Origin of the sequence: Bdellovibrio sp. HCB337 (assembly GCF_047302465.1) — a bacterium.
Lineage (GTDB): Bacteria > Bdellovibrionota > Bdellovibrionia > Bdellovibrionales > Bdellovibrionaceae > JACMRP01.
Map to the genome: position 1 here is coordinate 1,684,235 of NZ_CP178621.1, position 17,292 is coordinate 1,701,526.

A 17,292-nucleotide genomic window follows, 5' to 3' on the forward strand; every position below is an offset into this window, starting at 1 on the left:
AGAGCTCTTTCGCAGCCAGACCAATAACTAGACTAGGAAAAATCCTCCAACCGTACTTTAATATTAGCGTTCCTATGTAAAACTCATGGTGGAGTTTCGCTAATATGCAATGGATTGCGTGTCTTGTGTTTTTTTGTGCCCTTGGAATGAGCTCAGCTTGGGCTCAGCAAGACATCGTCCGTGTGCGCATTAAAAGTGGGATCTCTAAAGTCTTTTTGTCGGGTTTGAATCTGCGCCTGACAGGTCACGAAGAAAAATTCAGCAAAGTCGCGATTCCTCAAGATCGAAAAATGGAAATCTCGCGCGTGATCGTTGCTGGCAAGACTTATTGGCAAATTTCCCAAGGGGCTTCCTCTATCACCAGAGATGTCATGAATTCCGAAGAGGCTTTGCTTGTTCAAGGTGAAAACCTACGTGAAGAAGGATTGGAGCTTCCGAATAAAATTCTTCTCCGCGAAGGCACCTCTGGGCAAATCGATATCATTGGTGTTGTGCCGATGGAAGAATATGTGTTCTCGGTTCTGGCACAAGAGATGCCACTTCGTTGGCCGATCGAAACTCTGAAGGCCCAAGCTATCGCGATCAGGTCTTATACGATGGCAGTACTGCAAGAGCGTAAGGCGAAGGCTTTTCATGTCGAGTCTTCAGTTTTGGATCAGGTCTATAAAAAGATTTCGATGAATATCAGCCCCGAATTGATTGAAAAAGCCCACACCGCCGTGAAAGAGACCGAAGGTGTATATCTTCTAAATCCGAAGGGCCGTATTTTGAAGGCATTCTATCACTCAGACTGCGGGGGCAAAACGGTGCCTGCAGGAAGTGTGTGGAAAAAAGAGAGTGCCATGGATGCGGGGGTTGCTGTCGATGCCGGTTGTCCGGTGAATCCGATGGCTCGTTGGAGTTATAAGATTTCAAAAGAGAAATTCGCAGCAGTTTCGAAAGACTTTCTTGGAGATATTCGTAGCAATGAATTTCGGCAGATTCTAGGATTTATGAATTTACGAAGTACGGCGTTTGAAATGAAGGATCAAGAAGGCGAAATTGAGTTCGTGGGAAAAGGCTTTGGCCATCGAGTGGGAATGTGTCAGTGGGGAAGTCGTGCGCTTGGTCTGAAAGCATACTCTCACCAAAGGATTCTAAAGCATTACTATCCTTTGGCGTCTTTAAAACAATTCTCAGATTCTAATTAGAAATTCAAAAATACGCGGCAAGCGAAAACAGCAACTACGCAGATGACGATCATATTAAGTGCTTTGTTATGCATTTGGTATCTCCTAGATAATATGAATTACTATTCGGATTCTTCATTTGAGAACTAAAGCCAAATTGTACAAATATTAACAAAAAAGTAGTTATAAACTAAAGTTGATGATCTCAATCTGAGAATTCCCAAAATCATAGATTCAAAATCGAGATCGTGTCTGATGATGGGGCGAGGACTGGCCACAGCCGCGAGTGTCTGATTTTCTGACTGTTCGGTGACAAAACAGGGACTCTGGCCATTTACGGGCTTCCCAGGGACTTTGTCTCAGATCGGGGCACGTCTATTATACCCTTTTAAATTCGATAACTTACGAGTGCTCGGAACGGCTGGCATGGTCGGCACGGAGCTCGCATTGCTTCTGGGTAAGAGGTTCCAGGTGTTTGGAGCCTTAACAACAGAAGAGGCAATTATGAAAAATTCGAAGCTTATCTTATTACTGGCGACTCTAGCACTTATCAGTGTTGGCTGTGCTAAGGAAATGAAGGCTGGCGACACGGCGACAGTGACTCCTCCTGTTGTGAATCCAACGTATCCTCCAACGGCTCCTCCAGGGCAAGGTGCTGGAACTCCAGGGGATAGCTGGTCTTACGGTAATACCGTAACCTTCGTTCCGGATTCTTTGACTATATTTAATACGTACGTAGCGACTCATCCATTGAACAATCCTACGAACGTGAAATTGAATGTGAACATTATTGATGTCGGTGGTGGCCATTTCGGTGGTCAAGTGAAGCTTGCTTATGATGATGCTGGCCAACACTACGAAGGTTATTTCGTAGCGGGTACTGGTACAAACCAAAAGTACACAAGCTATGGCACTAATAAAGACGTCGGTCTTTACCATGCTCAGTACAATACTTGGTTCAACGGTGGTCAGAACTTCACTGGTTTCTTCCAAGATGCTTACGGCGCAGTTGTTCTTGTGATCGACAAAGTTGTTTCTCAAGGTGATGCGCAAAGTGGAGCTTACGTAAGTGGTTCGCTCTGGTTTAAAAACTTCACGCAATCTATGGCGCCGCAAGGTTCTGAAAGATATTGCTGGTTCATTTACGCAGGTCCTTACGACTGCCGCTCGCAAACAGTGATTGATAAGTCGAATGCTTATCCATCAGGCGGCTATCGCAGATTAGGAACATTTTCTGGATTATCAAAAGCTAAAGCATTTAATCAATAGGTAAAAAGAGGCGAATATGAAAACTCAAACAACGAAAAACAAAATGATGAAGGTTCTGTTCGGAGCTCTTGCAGCTATCACTGTGATGACATCTGCATGTTCTAAGAACAGCAGCAACAACACTCCAGCAGTTCCACCACCAATTGTGGTCGGTCCTGGTGGTTGCGCAGTTCCTGGTTGCATTCCTGGTGGCGGTCAGTTCTTGTATGGAGGAACGACTATAAACGGAATGTTTAATCTGGCCCAGGCTCAGTTCCAGGTGACTGGTGATATGAGCGGCAACGGTCCTGGCTCAATCACAGGTGTTGTTACCTTCAATAACTACCTTTGCCAAATGGGTGTGCAACTTACTGGTCAGTATCAAATTCAAATGATGCAACAAGGTTCACTAGCTGCAGACGTTTTCACAGGAAACGTCACTTTGATTGGCGGACAAGGGTCGATTCCAGCAGGAATTCAAGTAGTACCAACTAGAACTCAAGGTACAGGCTTGTTCTCCTTGTATGTTTGTAACTCACAAATGGACATGAATTTCTAATGAATACACAGGGCGCCGGATGCGTCCCTGAGGAAAAGAGGATGATATGAAAACACAATTAACAACAGCACTTTTAGCTCTGATGTTATTAACAACGGCTTGCTCTAAGCCAAAAGCGGACGTAGCTCCATCTGCTGGCAACGGCGCAACTTGCACGAACTGTGATGGTTTCGTGACAGGTCCGACAGTGTTTCAAGGAAATCTAGCAAGCAGCGCGGGTTCTCGTTGGGATGGTTTGCAAGTGATTGCAGACGCTAACAGCATCGCGACAGCAGGTCAGTCAAGTTCAATGCCAAAAACTCAAGGAACTTATCAAGCAATCGCTACTGGCGGGACATTCAACGCTGTTAGTGCGGCTTGCTTACCAAATGGAACTTACAGCGTGTCTTCGTTGCAAGTGGGTTCTGTGTCTCCAAGTCTTTCAGTTCAAGCTGCAAACCCGATGTGGGTCACTTTGTCAGGTCCAACGACTGTTAGAGCAACGATGTACTTCGTAGCTGCTGACAGCAACGGTGATGACGTTGCGGATGCTGGTTCACGCGTTTACATGTTTATTAACTGTAACGGTTGGACTCGCGTAGATTTGACAGCTTACTAAGATTTATTAAATACAAAATTTGGAGAGATTCATGAAAAACTTCGTAGCAGCATTGGTAATTTTGGTAGGAGCACAAGCAACTCTTGCGATCCACCCAAGTAGTTTGACAGCGACTGCTCAAACAACGTCTGCAAGAGCAGTTGTTGGCGATAAAGAAATTCTTCTTGTACAAGCTCGCGACGAGGCTTTGAACTTCATCAATTCACAAGGTAAAACCAGAGGTCCACGCTTGGAAAGAGCTTTGATTGAGCTTCGCACTATCAATCCAACAATCAGACTTTCGGATATGGATCTTGCCGAAAAAATCGTAAGCGGCGATTATTCACTCATCACACCTTAATCCCGATTTTATTCTCATACGGAGGGCCGATGACATTCCTAAGTTCCTTTAAGAAGGCTTTGTTAGGTGTCATCGGTTTTGCTTTTTTAAACCAAGCTCACGCCTTTGAGTACAAACTCGACGGCAATGTGACTCCGGCTCAACGACAGGTTCTGACCCAGTTTTTTGAAAAAGCCAAACAAACTCTTCCCCTAAAGATCAAACGCCAACTGCCAGATATTCAAGTGCGCTTCGAAAAGTTGACTCACAATCACGGTGTCATTCGTGGAGTAACTTGGGGAAGCCAGATCACACTCTCTAATGGCTTAATGAATGAGATCGAAAGAGGCTCCGAGCGTGCGCTTGGAACCTTCTTGCACGAAACCGTGCATGTTTATGACAACCTCAACTTGCATACGGCTGAAGAGCTTTCTTGGATCCGTAAGTGCAAACCGCAAATGACTTTGGATAAAAAATCAAACATGCCACAAAAACTTCCTGAGGGCTGTAAGTACTACGCTAACATGACGACAAGTTTTTCTGGCAACCCTTACTTCTTGCAAGCAGCAGGATGGACCGGCCAAGAAGATAATGGCTTTAAAGATCGCAGTATGAATCCTTATGAGCTCACAAACCCAAAAGAGACTTTGGCTGTGAATATGGATTTCTTTCTGACGGATCCTCAGTTTAAGTGTCGTCGGCCAACTCTTTATAAAATCTTTGCTTATTACTTTGAACATATTCCATTTCAAGATGTGAATTGCGATCAGGCGTTGGGCTTTATTGTTCCAAGCACGCCAAGTAGTCCCGCGGAAGTTCGGGCTATTGATCCAAGTCGCGTTTATCAGATTCATTATTTGTTAGCTGATAAAGGCGAAGAGGCTATGAGTGGTTGGGGACATTCGATGATTCGTTTGGTAATCTGCGCTCCGAACACACCGGTGGGGCCTGATTGTCTTTTAGATGTTAATCATCATTTGGTTTTAAGCTTCCAGGCATTTATTAACAGCATGACAATGAGTACATGGGCCGGATTGACGGGGAAATATCCATCACGTCTTTTCATGATTCCAATGCACCAAGTGATCGAAGAGTACACAAAGCGCGAGCTTCGTTCGCTGAAGAGCTTGCCTTTGAAGCTTTCTAGAACAGAAATCCGTGATTTTGTTATTCGCACGGTCGAGACTCACTGGGCCTATGATGGCAAATACTATTTTACTAAAAGCAACTGCGCGACTGAGTCTTTGAATTTACTTAAGAGCGTTTTGTTAAAACCTGAAGTGATGGCAATGGAAGATCGTTCGCCAATTTCGTTGTTTGACTCTTTGGTGCGTGCAGGGCTTGGTGATCCTTCTGTGTTCACACAAAAAGATCAGGCGCTTGAAAAAGGTTATTTGTTTGAGTCTTATGAAGGTACCTATCAAAAAGCTTTTGCTCTTTTGCAGGAAAACCTAGATGTGCGCGTGGCAGACTTTAGAGAGTTTCTGAAGCTCTCAGCAACAGAGCGCCGCGAGATGATGGGTGAAGTTAAGAAATCTCATCCAGAACGAAAACGTATTGCTGCAGCCTTCCTGATTTTGGAATCAGGTGCGCAGGTTCGTTTGGAAGCCAAGATGCTTGGGGATTTGCAAAAAATCGTTATTGAGGAAATGAATAAGAAAAAAGACAGTCGTGCTCAGGTGCTTGTAAAAAACTATCAGCTTTTAAATCAAATGTTTGCTAAACCTGCCTCCTTTTTAATCAAAGGTACGGGCTACGGTGTCCCAACTCAATCGGAGTTGGCTGGGGCGCAAGCTATGATGAAGTCACAAGTGCAGCGCGCAGAGGTTCTTGAAAACGAGACAAAGGCTTCACAAAATCAACTTCTTTCTGCAAAAGATCTGAGAGAATCAGAGCTTCTCAAGGAAAACATCAAGCTTTTGTTGAAGTTCATGAAAGCCTCGTAAAACAATCGTCTTAGACGCTCTGCCAAACTCAACCAAGTCTCTTGCCAATGTAACATAAAATCTTTTGTAATTGGTTCTATGGAACTGGAACTTTGGATTGAATTTTTTGATGAGTTACAAAACGTTCGCGGCCGTTCACAAAATACCGTGATGGCGTATCGTCGAGATCTCGAGCTTTTTGTAGAGTACAGAAAAAATCAAACTTCGATTGCGGGCTTCTATGAGTTCATGAAGAAGCAAAAGCTTTCGACACGTTCTCAAGCGCGTGTGATCAGTAGTCTGCGCACTTACTTCCGCTTTTGTGAATCGCGCGGAATGAAGTGCTCTGAGTTGCGCGAGCTTCGTCCACCGAAAGTTAAGGTGGGCCTGCCAAAAGTTCTAACGCCGCAAGAATTCCAACAGCTGTATGATGCTGCTGAAACCAATGATCCTGTGAAAACCGCCCGCAACCAAATGACCTTGTTATTCTTGTACGGTCTTGGCGTGCGTGTGACAGAGTTGATTGGTTTGAACGTTCTTGATTTTAATCCGACAGATCGTTGGATTAAAGTTGTGGGCAAAGGGAATAAAGAGCGTCTAGCACCGATTACTGACCAGCTTGCGGGGCACCTAACTAGGTACTTGCAAAATACACGTCCACAGCTTCTGAAAGATGCGACTCATGCGGTCTTAATCAATGACCGTGGTCACAGACCTTCTCGTGTAGACGTATGGAGATGGCTTGCAGCGTGGTCGGCAAAAGCAGGCTTCCCAGAGCCTGTGAATCCTCATCGTTTCCGTCATGCATGTGCAACAGCGTTGCTAGAGAATGGTGCTGACTTAAGATCGATTCAAATGCTTTTAGGTCACGCAAGTATTCAGACGACTCAGATCTACACCAATGTGACGACTCGTACGATGACGAACGCCATTGATGAACATCATCCGCTTTCACATATGAAGGTTGTTGATAAATAGATTTAGGCTCTGAAAATTCCGCCAAGAGTGATTTCGTAAATATAGAAGAAAGAACCTCTTTTACGGCGATCCGCACGCTCGACAAAACTTTTTACTGTGCCTTTTTGTTTGTCTTTAGATTGGCTTGTAACAATAAGTACATCCACAGTTTGACCGACCTTGATGCCCATGGCGGTTGTCATTACACGCACTCCTTGCGAGCTACGATCAATCAGAGTTCCTGAAATCGTTTTTGTACCTTGGCTCAAGAAAACCAAAATTTCGTCTTTACGTCTTTCCGCGGACTCTTCTTTATTTGCGCTCGCTTTAGAAGGCGAAATGCGAGTGGTCTCTTCAAGTTTATTCAAAAAGAGAACCAGATTTTTTGACGGCGAGGTCAGTGTTTGATTATCCCATGTATCCTGAAAATCAGGATGCGAAAGAAGTGGAAGTGCATTGATTTCAGAAACTCTTTTCACAAGAGTCACTGGTGAAATCACTTCTTGGGCAAGAAGCAATTTGACATCGTCAGCACTGAGCGCCTGATCTTCAATTTTGATGTCTGGAATCTCATACAACACGGCCATATCTTCATTGTCTATGAGGCCAGAGTTGATGTCGCTCAATTTTGATTCGAAGTCTTTAATTGCGACACTTTAGTGTAGCTAGCTAAATGTTGTAATGTTTGTTGTAAAGGTTTTTTGCTGAATATGGAGGCTATTCCGTAGTTCGTGGGGACGTGTCCGAAATCCAACTATTTTGGACACAGCTGTCGTTTAAAATCTAGCAGAGCTCGGCACTGCCTTTGCTCTGTGCTCGCGACATGAAACTAAAATCACTCGTGCGCGAAAACAATTCTTTAGTTCCGGTCGAAGTTGAAGTGACATTGCTACCGGGCCTTCCAACGATTCAATTCTTAGGTCTTCCAGATCAAATCATTAAAGAAAGTATTCACAGAATCAAAAGCGCTATTCGGCAGCAGGATTTTGATTTTCCAAAAGCGCAGCAGGTCTTCGTCAACATTCGTCCGAATCATTTAAAAAAATCTTCGCGCGGAATTGAGCTCGCTGTCGCTGCGGGCATTTTGTGGGAAACCGGCCAAATGCCAGCTCCTTCACTTCAAAATAATTTCTATATTTATGGAGAGCTTGGTCTGATGGGTGAAGTTTTCGAGCCCGAGGATCTTGCCAGTGATTTTGAGACTGATGAAAATACTCAGGTTCTAACGGGGACCTTAAGTTCTGTGTGTTGTCCGTTTGCGCGACGGGTGGTGACGGAACTTAAACAAATTCCACAAGCCCGTTTTCACGAACCTGAGATGAAATCTTTGAAAGTGCAAAGACCTCAAGAGGGCTTGAGCTTAAAGTTTTCAGAAGAGCATGCGCAGATTTTATCTTTGGCGGCCCTTGGGGGGCATTCGTTGTTGTTAGCAGGGCCATCGGGCTCAGGCAAAAGCACTATTGCGAAAACTTTGGCAAGTCTGATGGCTGAGCCAAGGCCTGAGGAGATTCTAGAAATCAAAAAGATTCATAAGGACCTTCATGAAGGGGATGATCTGTGGAGACCTGTGATAAACCCTCACCATTCAAGCACCCCTCTAGCCTTGATTGGTGGGGGAGTTCCTCCACGGCCCGGCGAGATCAGCCGGGCCCACCGAGGGCTTTTGATTTTAGATGAGCTCTTGGAATTTGACGGCAAAGTGCAAGAGGGTTTGCGTGAGCCCATGGAAGAGGGCGCCTTACGTCTTTCCCGGGGTAGTCGTGCCGTTCGTTTTCCGGCCATGGCGCAAGTGATTTCAACGACGAACCTTTGTCCTTGTGGGGATTTTACGCCGGGTTGTCGCCCACAATGCCGCTTTTCAATTACTCGCTGCAAATCCTACTCACAAAAACTTTCCGGGCCCTTAGTGGATCGCTTTGAAATCCTTTTCTTCACCGAGAAAAGAAAACGCGGCGAAGAGAATCTCGTCACCGGCCACGAGATTTTGGAAGATCTCGAAACCAGTCGTGCATGGTTGCGGGAGCAGGGGCGGGGAGATGTGCTGAATTCGCGCCGGCCGGTTGAAGAGCTCGAGGCAGAGGTCGATAGCTTCTATTTTAAGCATCTTATGAACAAAGACCTGGGGTCCCAGCGCCGTTACCAGGCAACGCTTCGTGTTGCGAGGACTCTGGCTGACCTTGATAAGGTGGAAATAGTTCAAGGGCGCCATATTGATGAGGCCCTTAGAATAACTTGGGTGCCATTTGAGCGTTTGAAACGCTGGGATTAGGTTGACTCAGGCGCTCCGTACGACTATTTTGGTCTCTCTTTTGACCCATTAAGGTGGTGTGGCCGAGGGGTTAGGCAGAGCTCTGCAAAAGCTCGTACATCGGTTCAAGTCCGGTCACCACCTCCACTTTTTTGAACATTCCCAAATGCTCAGACAGTCCTCGCCAGCACCTTCGGTGCCGCTGCGGAACTCGCATTTGGGAACATTCAAAAAAGCTCCGCGCACCCTTACGCAGTTCTGATTTGAAATTTATAACCAGGTATAACTGCTAAAATGCATGAGAAATCTTATTTCAACGGCTGGAAAGACCGGATGTAAAAACTGAGGCCGCCGCTTCTCACTCCGAGTTGAATGAGATCCCGTTGGTATTTTTCGTAATACTTTGGATCTCGGATCACATAGAGGGTTCCGCCTTCAATGTTGTCTGGTTTCGCCTTTAAAAGAGCCGGTTCATGTTTGTCTAACTCTGCAAGAAGTCGTTTGGGAAATTCACTCTCAGCTGGAAGTTTGCCGATGAATTCGCGAATGTTTTTAATTAATTCGGCAGCTGTCCAATCGCCCTGGTATTTGCCGTTTATATATTTTTTGAAATTAAACTCGGCATTCAGCTCGAAGCCGTCGCAACCCCCATTTGAAAGGATGACTGAATCAATACCTGGAACGGAAAAACTTTCGTCCATTCCTCCGCGACTGTTGATTTGTTGAAACTTATATTTTTTAACGCCCTTCATTTTAGCCGAGAACGCAGGGCTTGCGTCGAATTTATTGCAATTGGTTGCATTGGAGTTGGTTGTCATCATAATGATAGACGGAAGTAGACTAGCGACGATGAGTCTTTTAACTAAGTTCATTCTTCATGTTTCCTATTTGTTTTGATCAATTTCTTGAATGCAGTTAAGGATACTTGAGCCCACACCAAATTGACGAGCGCAAAACTCAATTGTTGCCACAAGACGCGCCTGTTTTAAACACTGAATTCTCATGCTTGTAATATTGATGGCCTTCTCGCAGGCTTTCGCGAGTGCCGCCTGATCATCTCTCGGAGCGCAATCAAGTTTTTCACTATGCGCATAAACGGGTTGAGTTAACTGAAGAATGAAAAAAGCCGTCGAGATAGATATAATGTTACTCATTACAACTCCCGAGAGTCATGAGAATCACAATGATGATAGGTTTCATAGTTCCTCCATAAGCTTACTTTAGGAGGATTGAAATTCTCGGACAAGATTTGTGTGATTGATTGGTCAAGTTATTAATGGAATTTAATACGGATTTAATTTCGGTTTAATTCGAACGAAAAGACTAAGCAAAAGAGCCAGTCCATAGGATCTGTCTCTTTTGCCAATAATTGTTTTTACTTGCGCCAACTAGGTTCAAGTCCCTCTCCGCGCACCATCCCTTTGAATAAGTGGTTGATGGTTTTGCTTTTGGGGAAAAAGAAAAACCCAGGCTTAGGGGGGGCTAGCCTGGGTTCGGGGGTGAACTTGGGGGGAAGTTCGTTTGTTACTTTATACCTATTGCGAAGGGCGTGCCGGAGTCGCTGATTCACATTGAGAATCCATCAACCTGTCTTCACGTACTTGCATGTCTGCCAATATCACATTGAGATTATTTTTTAAGTGGTGACGATACACGCTTTCACATGTCTGAGACTCTGACAAAGTGGCGAGATGAATTATAAACACACCTGGTTTATAAGCGCGTTCCAGCTCGAGCCGTCTCGAAAAATCTCTGACTCATTTGTACTCACGACATGGAACACGTAAATATAAATTGTTTAATTGGTTAGTGCATCCCAGGTATTCTAAAAGTGCGAAAGGGGTATTACTCATGAGTAAAGCAGATGAGAACAAGACAGTAAGTAAGCTCAGTGTCTTTCTGCGTGAAAAACGAATGCGTGCAGATTTATCGCAAGCCAAGGTTGCTAGGATTCTTGGGTATAGCACGGCTCAATTTGTATCGAATTGGGAGCGTGGGATCTCGGAACCTCCATTAGAAACTTTGAAGGTCCTTGCAAAGCTGTACTCGGTATCCGTAGACGAGATGTTTGAAGTGGTTCTGAAGTCCACAATCCAAAAAGTGACTGAGGACCTCAAAGAAAAATTTAAACACACAAAGTGAGCAAGCGGCTATTCTGTCCAGATGTCATAGTGGGTGTAGTCGATGACTCCACCTTCTAGGCCCATGCTTCGTTTCATAAAGCTTTGAAGCAGGTCAGACTCTGGCCAGAAACGCTTGTTCGAGCGCGACAAGCCCCATTGATCAAGGGTTTGTTTCCATTGTGGTTCCTCTGCTGCCGCCGTGAGGTTTGCAACAAATGACGGAACCTCATTTTCTTCAACCACGAAGAAATAATTCGGATAGCTTGCTGCAAGCCCTGGAAGTACCATCAGGTCGTCAAACTGTGGCGTGCGCTGCGAGCCTTCAAAAAGCAGTGATCCCTCACTCTTAAATTTCTTATTTTTAATAAGAGTATAAACTTGGCGTACCTGGCCTTGGGATTTTACCATGAGTAGTGCCGTGTCTGGCATACGTCGTACCCAGCCATTTTTCCCCGAAGCATGAGGAACAGAGAGCTTTGCAATCTCAGTCTCTGTTGAACTCAAGCTCGGTCTTGCCCAGAAAGTGTATGGAAAACTGAGGCTTTTCCAATTGATTGGATCTGGGAAGCGTTTCACTATATATGGCAAACGCTCAGTCAAAATACGCAGATACATTTGTGCGCGAGCCCGACCTGGCGACAAGTTCGTATCTAAATTCACTTTGGTAAGGAATTTAGTTTGAATAGGCGAGTCGATTAGCTTCTTTTCAAGAGCGGCAAGCATTGTTGGTGAATACCAATCTTTACGAATTGGTTCACGCAGAGCTGGCGGGAAGAAATCCAAGAAGTTGCTTTCACCCTCCATGCGAATCATGCCCATGTACACGCGGGTGTGTAATTGATGAGTCAGGTTTCCGTAAACGTCAAAGCCCACAACGAGGTTGTAAACCAAACGTTCAAACAAAGCATAGTCCAACACGAATGCCGACTTGCTGGCGTCGCCACGCGGGCCTTTAAGAACATACGAGTTGTCATCGTGGCGAAGCACTGTCAGCATGCCGTTGTCGTTATTGTTATTACCATTCCAAATATTTTCTAGAGCTAACCCTTGAGGGAAGTTCTTGTGAATGGCATCAGCACGACGCTGACGATATTTGTTTCTAAGAGGCGGGTATTTCGAGAAGTATCCTGCTAAGTCCAAGAGCTTTCCGTTGCTGCCCATTTCTGCGGGCACCACCAAAAGATGCTTGGTGACTTCGCGGAACTGGGCATCCTTCACCATCAAGTCTGAGTTTGGATCCATGAAGAAAACATAGAACTGATCATCAATCGAGTTGACGGCCATGGTCCCGTTGCACACAGGTCCCTTGATAAATGTAGCTACGTGATACTGTGAATCTTCCAACAGAAATTGATAACGTGCTTTCGCTGGAATCGCGTCGAAGGTCACGAAAGGATTTGCAGCAGACATTGGCTCATAAGATGGCAACTGAGAAACGCTCCAAGGTTCTGAGAAGAAATTACTCTGCATCCACTGCAACTTCGCATCGTTCATCAAATACGGAAGATGCGTTTTTTCCACGATCGTTTGCTGAAGGGGTTTAAAGCAATAGTACATCCCGCCAATTCCTGGATCGTCATTGGGTCTTCGTGTTGCAATTTCTGACAAGGTGTTTGAACAGCTAGAACGGCTTCTGATAAGACGGAAGAATTGTTTTGGAGTGTTTGAGAAATGCACGTGCGCTAAGAAGAGATGTTCATACAAGTAACGAGCGACCAAGCGTTTTTCAGAAGAAGGATCGTTTAAGAACGACTCCCACGCAAGCAAGGTCTTTTGTTCTTCAGAACTAACGAGTGCTGTACGTGGAACCGAGCCCGGGGCACCTCGTTGAATCCACTCAAGTAGCAAATGGCTTTCGCTTTGAGAAAGTTCAGGAAGTCCATAAGGCATTCCCACAACAGGTCCCTGCGGAGCTGGAGAACATACATCTTCAGATATTGCTGGCGGCGGTAGTGGTTCACTTTGTGGAGCCTTTTCAGAGATTGTGCGTGCTAGAAGGCCGTGAGCAGGATCGTTTTCGCTAAGAATCGAGAAGAAAGTTTTTTCGCGCCAAGACTTCTCGGAGTGTGCATCGATATCAAGGCGAGTAGGGTTCGCGGCCTTTTGGCGCGTAGCCTCGTAGACCTTCGTTTGTGTAGCGCCTCGACGAAGGCCGCTGTACGAAGTCAGATTCACCTGGCAAGGGGCATTGTTGCAAGAGTGGCAGACGACGCAGCGATTGTCGAAGACCTGCTGAATCGAGGAATGGCGGCTATCTTGCGCTGTAATGGCACTAGAAGCGAAGTTTCCCTCTTGTGTGGGTCTAGAAATATAGAAAGCAGCAATACCTAAAGATAGGCAGAATCCAAGTCCGATGAGTATTCCAGAACGTCTCACAAAGCCTCCGTGTATGACAATGCTGACTTATCGGTCGCTCGTGGGGCATGGTTTAGAGGAAAGCGCAGGGAGCGTTCCGATTAATTCTTGAGCAATCGCTCGGGGCTAAAACGACATCACTGACCGCATAAAACCGAGCTAATCTCGCCTAAATATTCCGAAATGACCACGCGGGATGAAACTATCTTCAAATATGGCTTTTTTCTTTGACCGGCCCCCTTTGTTTCTTGCTAGTAATAAGACTATGAAAACAAAAACCCGTTTCTTCATTTTAGTAACGTCAGCAGTTTTTGGTCTTCTATCGTCCGCAGTGGCCATCGCAGCCACCGTGACCGCTACCGAATATGGGGCCGTCTCTGGACTTAACGCTAAATACAACACGGTTAAATACCTTGGAATCCCTTATGCAGCTCCGCCGGTGGGTGAGCTTCGCTGGAAGGCTCCTCGTGATCCACAGGCGTGGTCTGGAGTTTTAAAGGCCCACTCAATGAAGAGCACGTGCCTGCAAAAAGGAAACTACTTTGCGAATGTCCCTTCAAGCCAGTTCGGCTTGCCAGTGGGGGATGAGGATTGTCTTTACTTAAATATTTGGACTCCGCAAAAACCTAATACGAAACGTCCTGTTGTTGTGTGGATTCACGGGGGCTCGAACTTTAAGGGCACCGCACGGGATCCAATGTATGAGGGCTCTTTTGTTGCTGCTCATAGTGATGTCGTTTTTGTGAGCCTCAATTATCGCTTAGGTCTTTTGGGGGCGTTCACGCATGAGGCCTTCCAAAATGTAGGATCTAAAGGCGACCGTTCTGGAAACTTCACCACTCTGGATTTGATCCAAGGTTTGAAGTGGGTTCGGGACAATATCTCGCAATTTAGCGGTGACCCGGGCAACATCACCATCATGGGGCAGTCTGCAGGTTGTATGAATGTGTGGGGCTTGATGCAGTCTCCACTGGCTCAAGGTCTTTTCCACAAAGCCGTTTGTTCTGCAGGTATTCCGAATTCTTATCCGCAAATGATCGCTGAAGGGCGCTCTGAAGATTTCCTTGAAAACCTCGTTGTGGGTGCTGGTCTTGCAAAAGACAATGACGAGGCTTCTGATTTCTTGGCAACTCAAAGCAAAGCTTGGATTCGTCGCTTTATGTACTCACGTACAAGCGAGGAAATCGTGAAAGCTCAAGATTACATCGTTCCTTTCCAACACATCAACGATGGCTATGTGTTCCCTCATGGGTTAGAGGGAATTATGTTGGGTTCATATAACAAAGTGCCTTTGATTATGGGTTCTACCAGTGATGAGGGAACTTACTTGGTGGGTGCTCCGATGCTAAAACCAAGCGAGCAAGAGCTTTGGGACATGATTCAAAACCCGCCGAAGAATCGTCACCTGACTTTTGATGATCTTCTTACAACAGATTACCTGACCTTTAAGGCTACGACAGGCGCTACGAGTGCGAGTCTTCAGCTAACCTTGGGGAATCTATACCGCATGCTGCGTGTTTATCAAAGCGACGTGTACCACTACAGCTTTGAATGGAAAGAAACGCCTTCACCATGGCATGAGATCTTTGGTGCCGTTCATGGAATGGATGCGATTTTCTATCTTGGAAATTTCGTGACTCAAGAGGAAAGCTTCTCGCGCTTTGCGTGGACTCCTGAAAATAAAGAATCCCGTGAAAGACTTCGCACTGAGATGAATGCTTACTTCACAGGATTCTTCTGGACCGGAAACCCGAACTCACTCATCAGCAACCCTGACAAAGAGTGGGATCATTCAATCGTCTTTCAGTAAATTACTGCACATCAAGCACTGGTTTTAATAAGCACTGAGATCCGTCTTCGACAAGTGAAGAGGACTCAGTGACTTGCAAGTGCAGAGTATAAGAGCGACCCTTCTCGAAAGAAGTTTTTTGCGAAAGCTGTAGAGTTAGCTTTTTCTTGTTCAAATCTTTTAGGCCCATGGATTTAACTTCAGATTTTGAAGTCATAAACTGATGACCGCTTTTTTGTAGAACTAAAAGCACGCTCTCAACATCACTGACAGAAGCTCCCGCAATAAAACTGATGGAGTTTTCGCGAGTAAGGTACTGGCCGCTTAGGTTGCCAACTACTATCTGTGAGCCGTCTTTTTTCACAACCAATTGTTCAAGCATAAGCTTCACGTCAGTCATATCAATCGTCGCACACTTGCTGACGACTGGCGCACGCAAACTCCCCATTGCTTTCATGCCGATATTATTGCTTTGAGTGTTGTTGCCCGTGCTGACGTTAATGCTGGTAGTAGGGCCCGTACTGCCAAACGCAGGGCAGGTGCCGCCACCGCCAGTGGTTACTATTGTCGTTGTTGTCGTGTTTTTAGGTGTAGGGCTTGGAGCAGGGCTGCTCGTGTTGCTGTCATCTCCAGGGCTTGATGGAAGAGGTACCGTGAGACTGACATCATCACCTTGGCTGCCGGATTTTAAAACGGCGCTCGAAGAGTCTGTTTCGAATTTGGCTTTTGCACAGTTCTGAAAAGAAAGAACTAAAGTGAGTGCTCCAAGCGCGATAGTCAATGATGTGAAATTCTTGGTAGAATGCATAGGCCCCCCTCGCATGAACTAAGAATAGGTTTTTTTAAGCTTTATTTTGCCTGTTAGTATTTAAAGGCAGGGGATGGGGGCTAAGTACTTGAAACAGATCAGAGTCTAAAGAATCTTGATATGAGAGATTTAGATGTGGCCAAAGGATCTACACTCCTTTGAGCCACATGCTCCCAATTTATTGGCGCTTTTTCATGATCACAAGCGTGCTTGGTTCGCTTACAAGCATCAACTCGCGATTTGCACCGAAAGTAACACCCTCGTATTGAGAAGCTACTGCAGGGATATCTAGAGTGTTGACGATGTGACCTGTGCGACCAAGCTCCATCAAACGTGAAGATTCGTGGCTAAGAACCAAAAGGTGATTGGTGCTGTCATCGAATGTGCAGCCAGAAAGATCGCTCAAGCGATGTTTCATAATTGCTTCTGTATCGAAAGGCTCTGTCAAACCGAAGTTACGTTTAAAGTCGTCGTTTGAGTTCGGCCAGTTAAATGCAAAAATGCGTTTTGGTTTTTGTTCTTGAACTGCGAAGAAGACTCCGCGGCCATCTTTGCTGTTGCGAGTAAAGCAAACGCCCTCAAGTCCTTTATTGTCTTTTCTTGGTGACGGAAGAGTGAACTGCTGAACATCAACGCGAGAAGGACTCATATCTACAGTGGTCTGCTTCGGTGCAATCGAGAAAATAAAGATATAGTTGTCTTCAGTGCTCACCGCGTAACGGCCCTGACCCAAGTAAACGATGTCTTCAGTGTCATCGTCTTTAAGGTTGATCATATTAATAATACGAAGCGGTTTTTTGAAGCTGCGGTCATACTCAAAAAGTTTGCCGTAGTTATTTTGTACTAAGAAATAAGTGCCAGTATCATAATTATAAGTGATGCCTGACAAGTTACCGCCAACATCTGGAAGTGGTATCACTTCGTCCACTTTTGAATAGTCGGCCAAAACACTTGCGGCCTCATTGACCGCGAAAGCGGGAATTGCCGCCATTAGACACGCTGTAGCCAAACCTGTAATTAGTACTTTCATGTAAGTCTCCTCAGTCCTTAGATTGCTTGTCCAGTAGGTGTTTGCAAGAGATGGACTGTCGTCATCACCTCATGCAAAAGCGCGACCATATCCAGGGAACGTTTAGGAGTCAAACTGACACTAAACAACTTGGCCCGGCGCTTGCTTTAGTGATAATTCGTAAC

Annotated in this window: 17 protein-coding genes and 1 tRNA gene; 11 read left to right on the plus strand and 7 right to left on the minus strand. The window is 45.5% G+C overall.

What is annotated here, in order from left to right:
* Positions 1-104 precede the first annotated feature (104 nt).
* From ACLWBB_RS08165 to ACLWBB_RS08195, 7 genes are all read left to right on the plus strand, one after another.
* Entirely contained in the window at positions 105-1,190 is a 1,086-nt protein-coding gene (locus ACLWBB_RS08165) for a SpoIID/LytB domain-containing protein (RefSeq protein WP_413291131.1), read from the plus strand.
* Between the two features lie 483 nt (positions 1,191-1,673).
* Positions 1,674-2,438, plus strand: coding sequence for a hypothetical protein (locus ACLWBB_RS08170; protein ID WP_413291132.1), 765 nt, complete (start codon positions 1,674-1,676; stop codon positions 2,436-2,438).
* Positions 2,439-2,454: 16 nt separating this feature from the next.
* Positions 2,455-2,976 carry a hypothetical protein gene (locus tag ACLWBB_RS08175; RefSeq protein ID WP_413291133.1) on the plus strand — a complete coding sequence of 174 codons (522 nt, stop codon included), beginning with the start codon at positions 2,455-2,457 and terminating at the stop codon, positions 2,974-2,976.
* A gap of 46 nt (positions 2,977-3,022) precedes the next feature.
* Positions 3,023-3,574, plus strand: coding sequence for a hypothetical protein (locus tag ACLWBB_RS08180; protein ID WP_413291134.1), 552 nt, complete (start codon positions 3,023-3,025; stop codon positions 3,572-3,574).
* 31 nt (positions 3,575-3,605) lie between these two features.
* On the plus strand, positions 3,606-3,914 hold the full coding sequence (locus ACLWBB_RS08185) for a DUF2388 domain-containing protein (RefSeq protein ID WP_413291135.1): 309 nt from the start codon (positions 3,606-3,608) through the stop codon (positions 3,912-3,914).
* 29 nt (positions 3,915-3,943) lie between these two features.
* Positions 3,944-5,839, plus strand: a complete 1,896-nt coding sequence (locus tag ACLWBB_RS08190) for a DUF4105 domain-containing protein (protein ID WP_413291136.1) — start codon at positions 3,944-3,946, stop codon at positions 5,837-5,839.
* A gap of 78 nt (positions 5,840-5,917) precedes the next feature.
* The gene (locus tag ACLWBB_RS08195) at positions 5,918-6,796 is read left to right on the plus strand and encodes a tyrosine-type recombinase/integrase (protein ID WP_413291137.1); all 879 of its coding nucleotides are present in this window, start codon (positions 5,918-5,920) and stop codon (positions 6,794-6,796) included.
* Between the two features lie 2 nt (positions 6,797-6,798).
* Here the strand turns inward: ACLWBB_RS08195 and ACLWBB_RS08200 are convergent, their stop codons facing one another.
* Positions 6,799-7,362 (minus strand): hypothetical protein, encoded by a 564-nt coding sequence (locus ACLWBB_RS08200; protein ID WP_413291138.1) that lies wholly within the window; start codon positions 7,360-7,362, stop codon positions 6,799-6,801.
* Positions 7,363-7,598: 236 nt separating this feature from the next.
* On the opposite strand from ACLWBB_RS08200, the gene ACLWBB_RS08205 reads away from it, so the two are divergent.
* Together ACLWBB_RS08205 and ACLWBB_RS08210 are read left to right on the plus strand one after the other, a co-directional pair.
* Entirely contained in the window at positions 7,599-9,044 is a 1,446-nt protein-coding gene (locus tag ACLWBB_RS08205) for an ATP-binding protein (RefSeq protein WP_413291139.1), read from the plus strand.
* 52 nt (positions 9,045-9,096) lie between these two features.
* Positions 9,097-9,170, plus strand: a tRNA-Cys gene (locus ACLWBB_RS08210).
* Between the two features lie 161 nt (positions 9,171-9,331).
* Here ACLWBB_RS08210 and ACLWBB_RS08215 read toward each other — a convergent pair.
* From ACLWBB_RS08215 to ACLWBB_RS08225, 3 genes are all read right to left on the minus strand, one after another.
* Positions 9,332-9,895, minus strand: coding sequence for a hypothetical protein (locus ACLWBB_RS08215; RefSeq protein ID WP_413291140.1), 564 nt, complete (start codon positions 9,893-9,895; stop codon positions 9,332-9,334).
* Positions 9,896-9,907: 12 nt separating this feature from the next.
* Complete coding sequence (locus ACLWBB_RS08220; protein ID WP_413291141.1) at positions 9,908-10,177, minus strand: hypothetical protein; 270 nt, start codon at positions 10,175-10,177, stop codon at positions 9,908-9,910.
* A gap of 381 nt (positions 10,178-10,558) precedes the next feature.
* On the minus strand, positions 10,559-10,729 hold the full coding sequence (locus tag ACLWBB_RS08225; protein ID WP_413291142.1) for a hypothetical protein: 171 nt from the start codon (positions 10,727-10,729) through the stop codon (positions 10,559-10,561).
* A gap of 145 nt (positions 10,730-10,874) precedes the next feature.
* On the opposite strand from ACLWBB_RS08225, the gene ACLWBB_RS08230 reads away from it, so the two are divergent.
* Positions 10,875-11,165 (plus strand): helix-turn-helix domain-containing protein, encoded by a 291-nt coding sequence (locus ACLWBB_RS08230; protein ID WP_413291143.1) that lies wholly within the window; start codon positions 10,875-10,877, stop codon positions 11,163-11,165.
* Between the two features lie 8 nt (positions 11,166-11,173).
* Here the strand turns inward: ACLWBB_RS08230 and ACLWBB_RS08235 are convergent, their stop codons facing one another.
* Positions 11,174-13,522, minus strand: a complete 2,349-nt coding sequence (locus ACLWBB_RS08235) for a fatty acid cis/trans isomerase (RefSeq protein ID WP_413291144.1) — start codon at positions 13,520-13,522, stop codon at positions 11,174-11,176.
* A gap of 244 nt (positions 13,523-13,766) precedes the next feature.
* Between ACLWBB_RS08235 and ACLWBB_RS08240 the strand changes: the two genes are divergently transcribed.
* The gene (locus ACLWBB_RS08240) at positions 13,767-15,311 is read left to right on the plus strand and encodes a carboxylesterase/lipase family protein (RefSeq protein ID WP_413291145.1); all 1,545 of its coding nucleotides are present in this window, start codon (positions 13,767-13,769) and stop codon (positions 15,309-15,311) included.
* 1 nt (position 15,312) lies between these two features.
* Here the strand turns inward: ACLWBB_RS08240 and ACLWBB_RS08245 are convergent, their stop codons facing one another.
* Positions 15,313-16,098: a hypothetical protein gene (locus ACLWBB_RS08245; protein ID WP_413291146.1), complete on the minus strand. Its 786-nt coding sequence runs from the start codon at positions 16,096-16,098 to the stop codon at positions 15,313-15,315.
* A gap of 178 nt (positions 16,099-16,276) precedes the next feature.
* Complete coding sequence (locus ACLWBB_RS08250; RefSeq protein ID WP_413291147.1) at positions 16,277-17,128, minus strand: SdiA-regulated domain-containing protein; 852 nt, start codon at positions 17,126-17,128, stop codon at positions 16,277-16,279.
* Positions 17,129-17,292 lie beyond the last annotated feature (164 nt).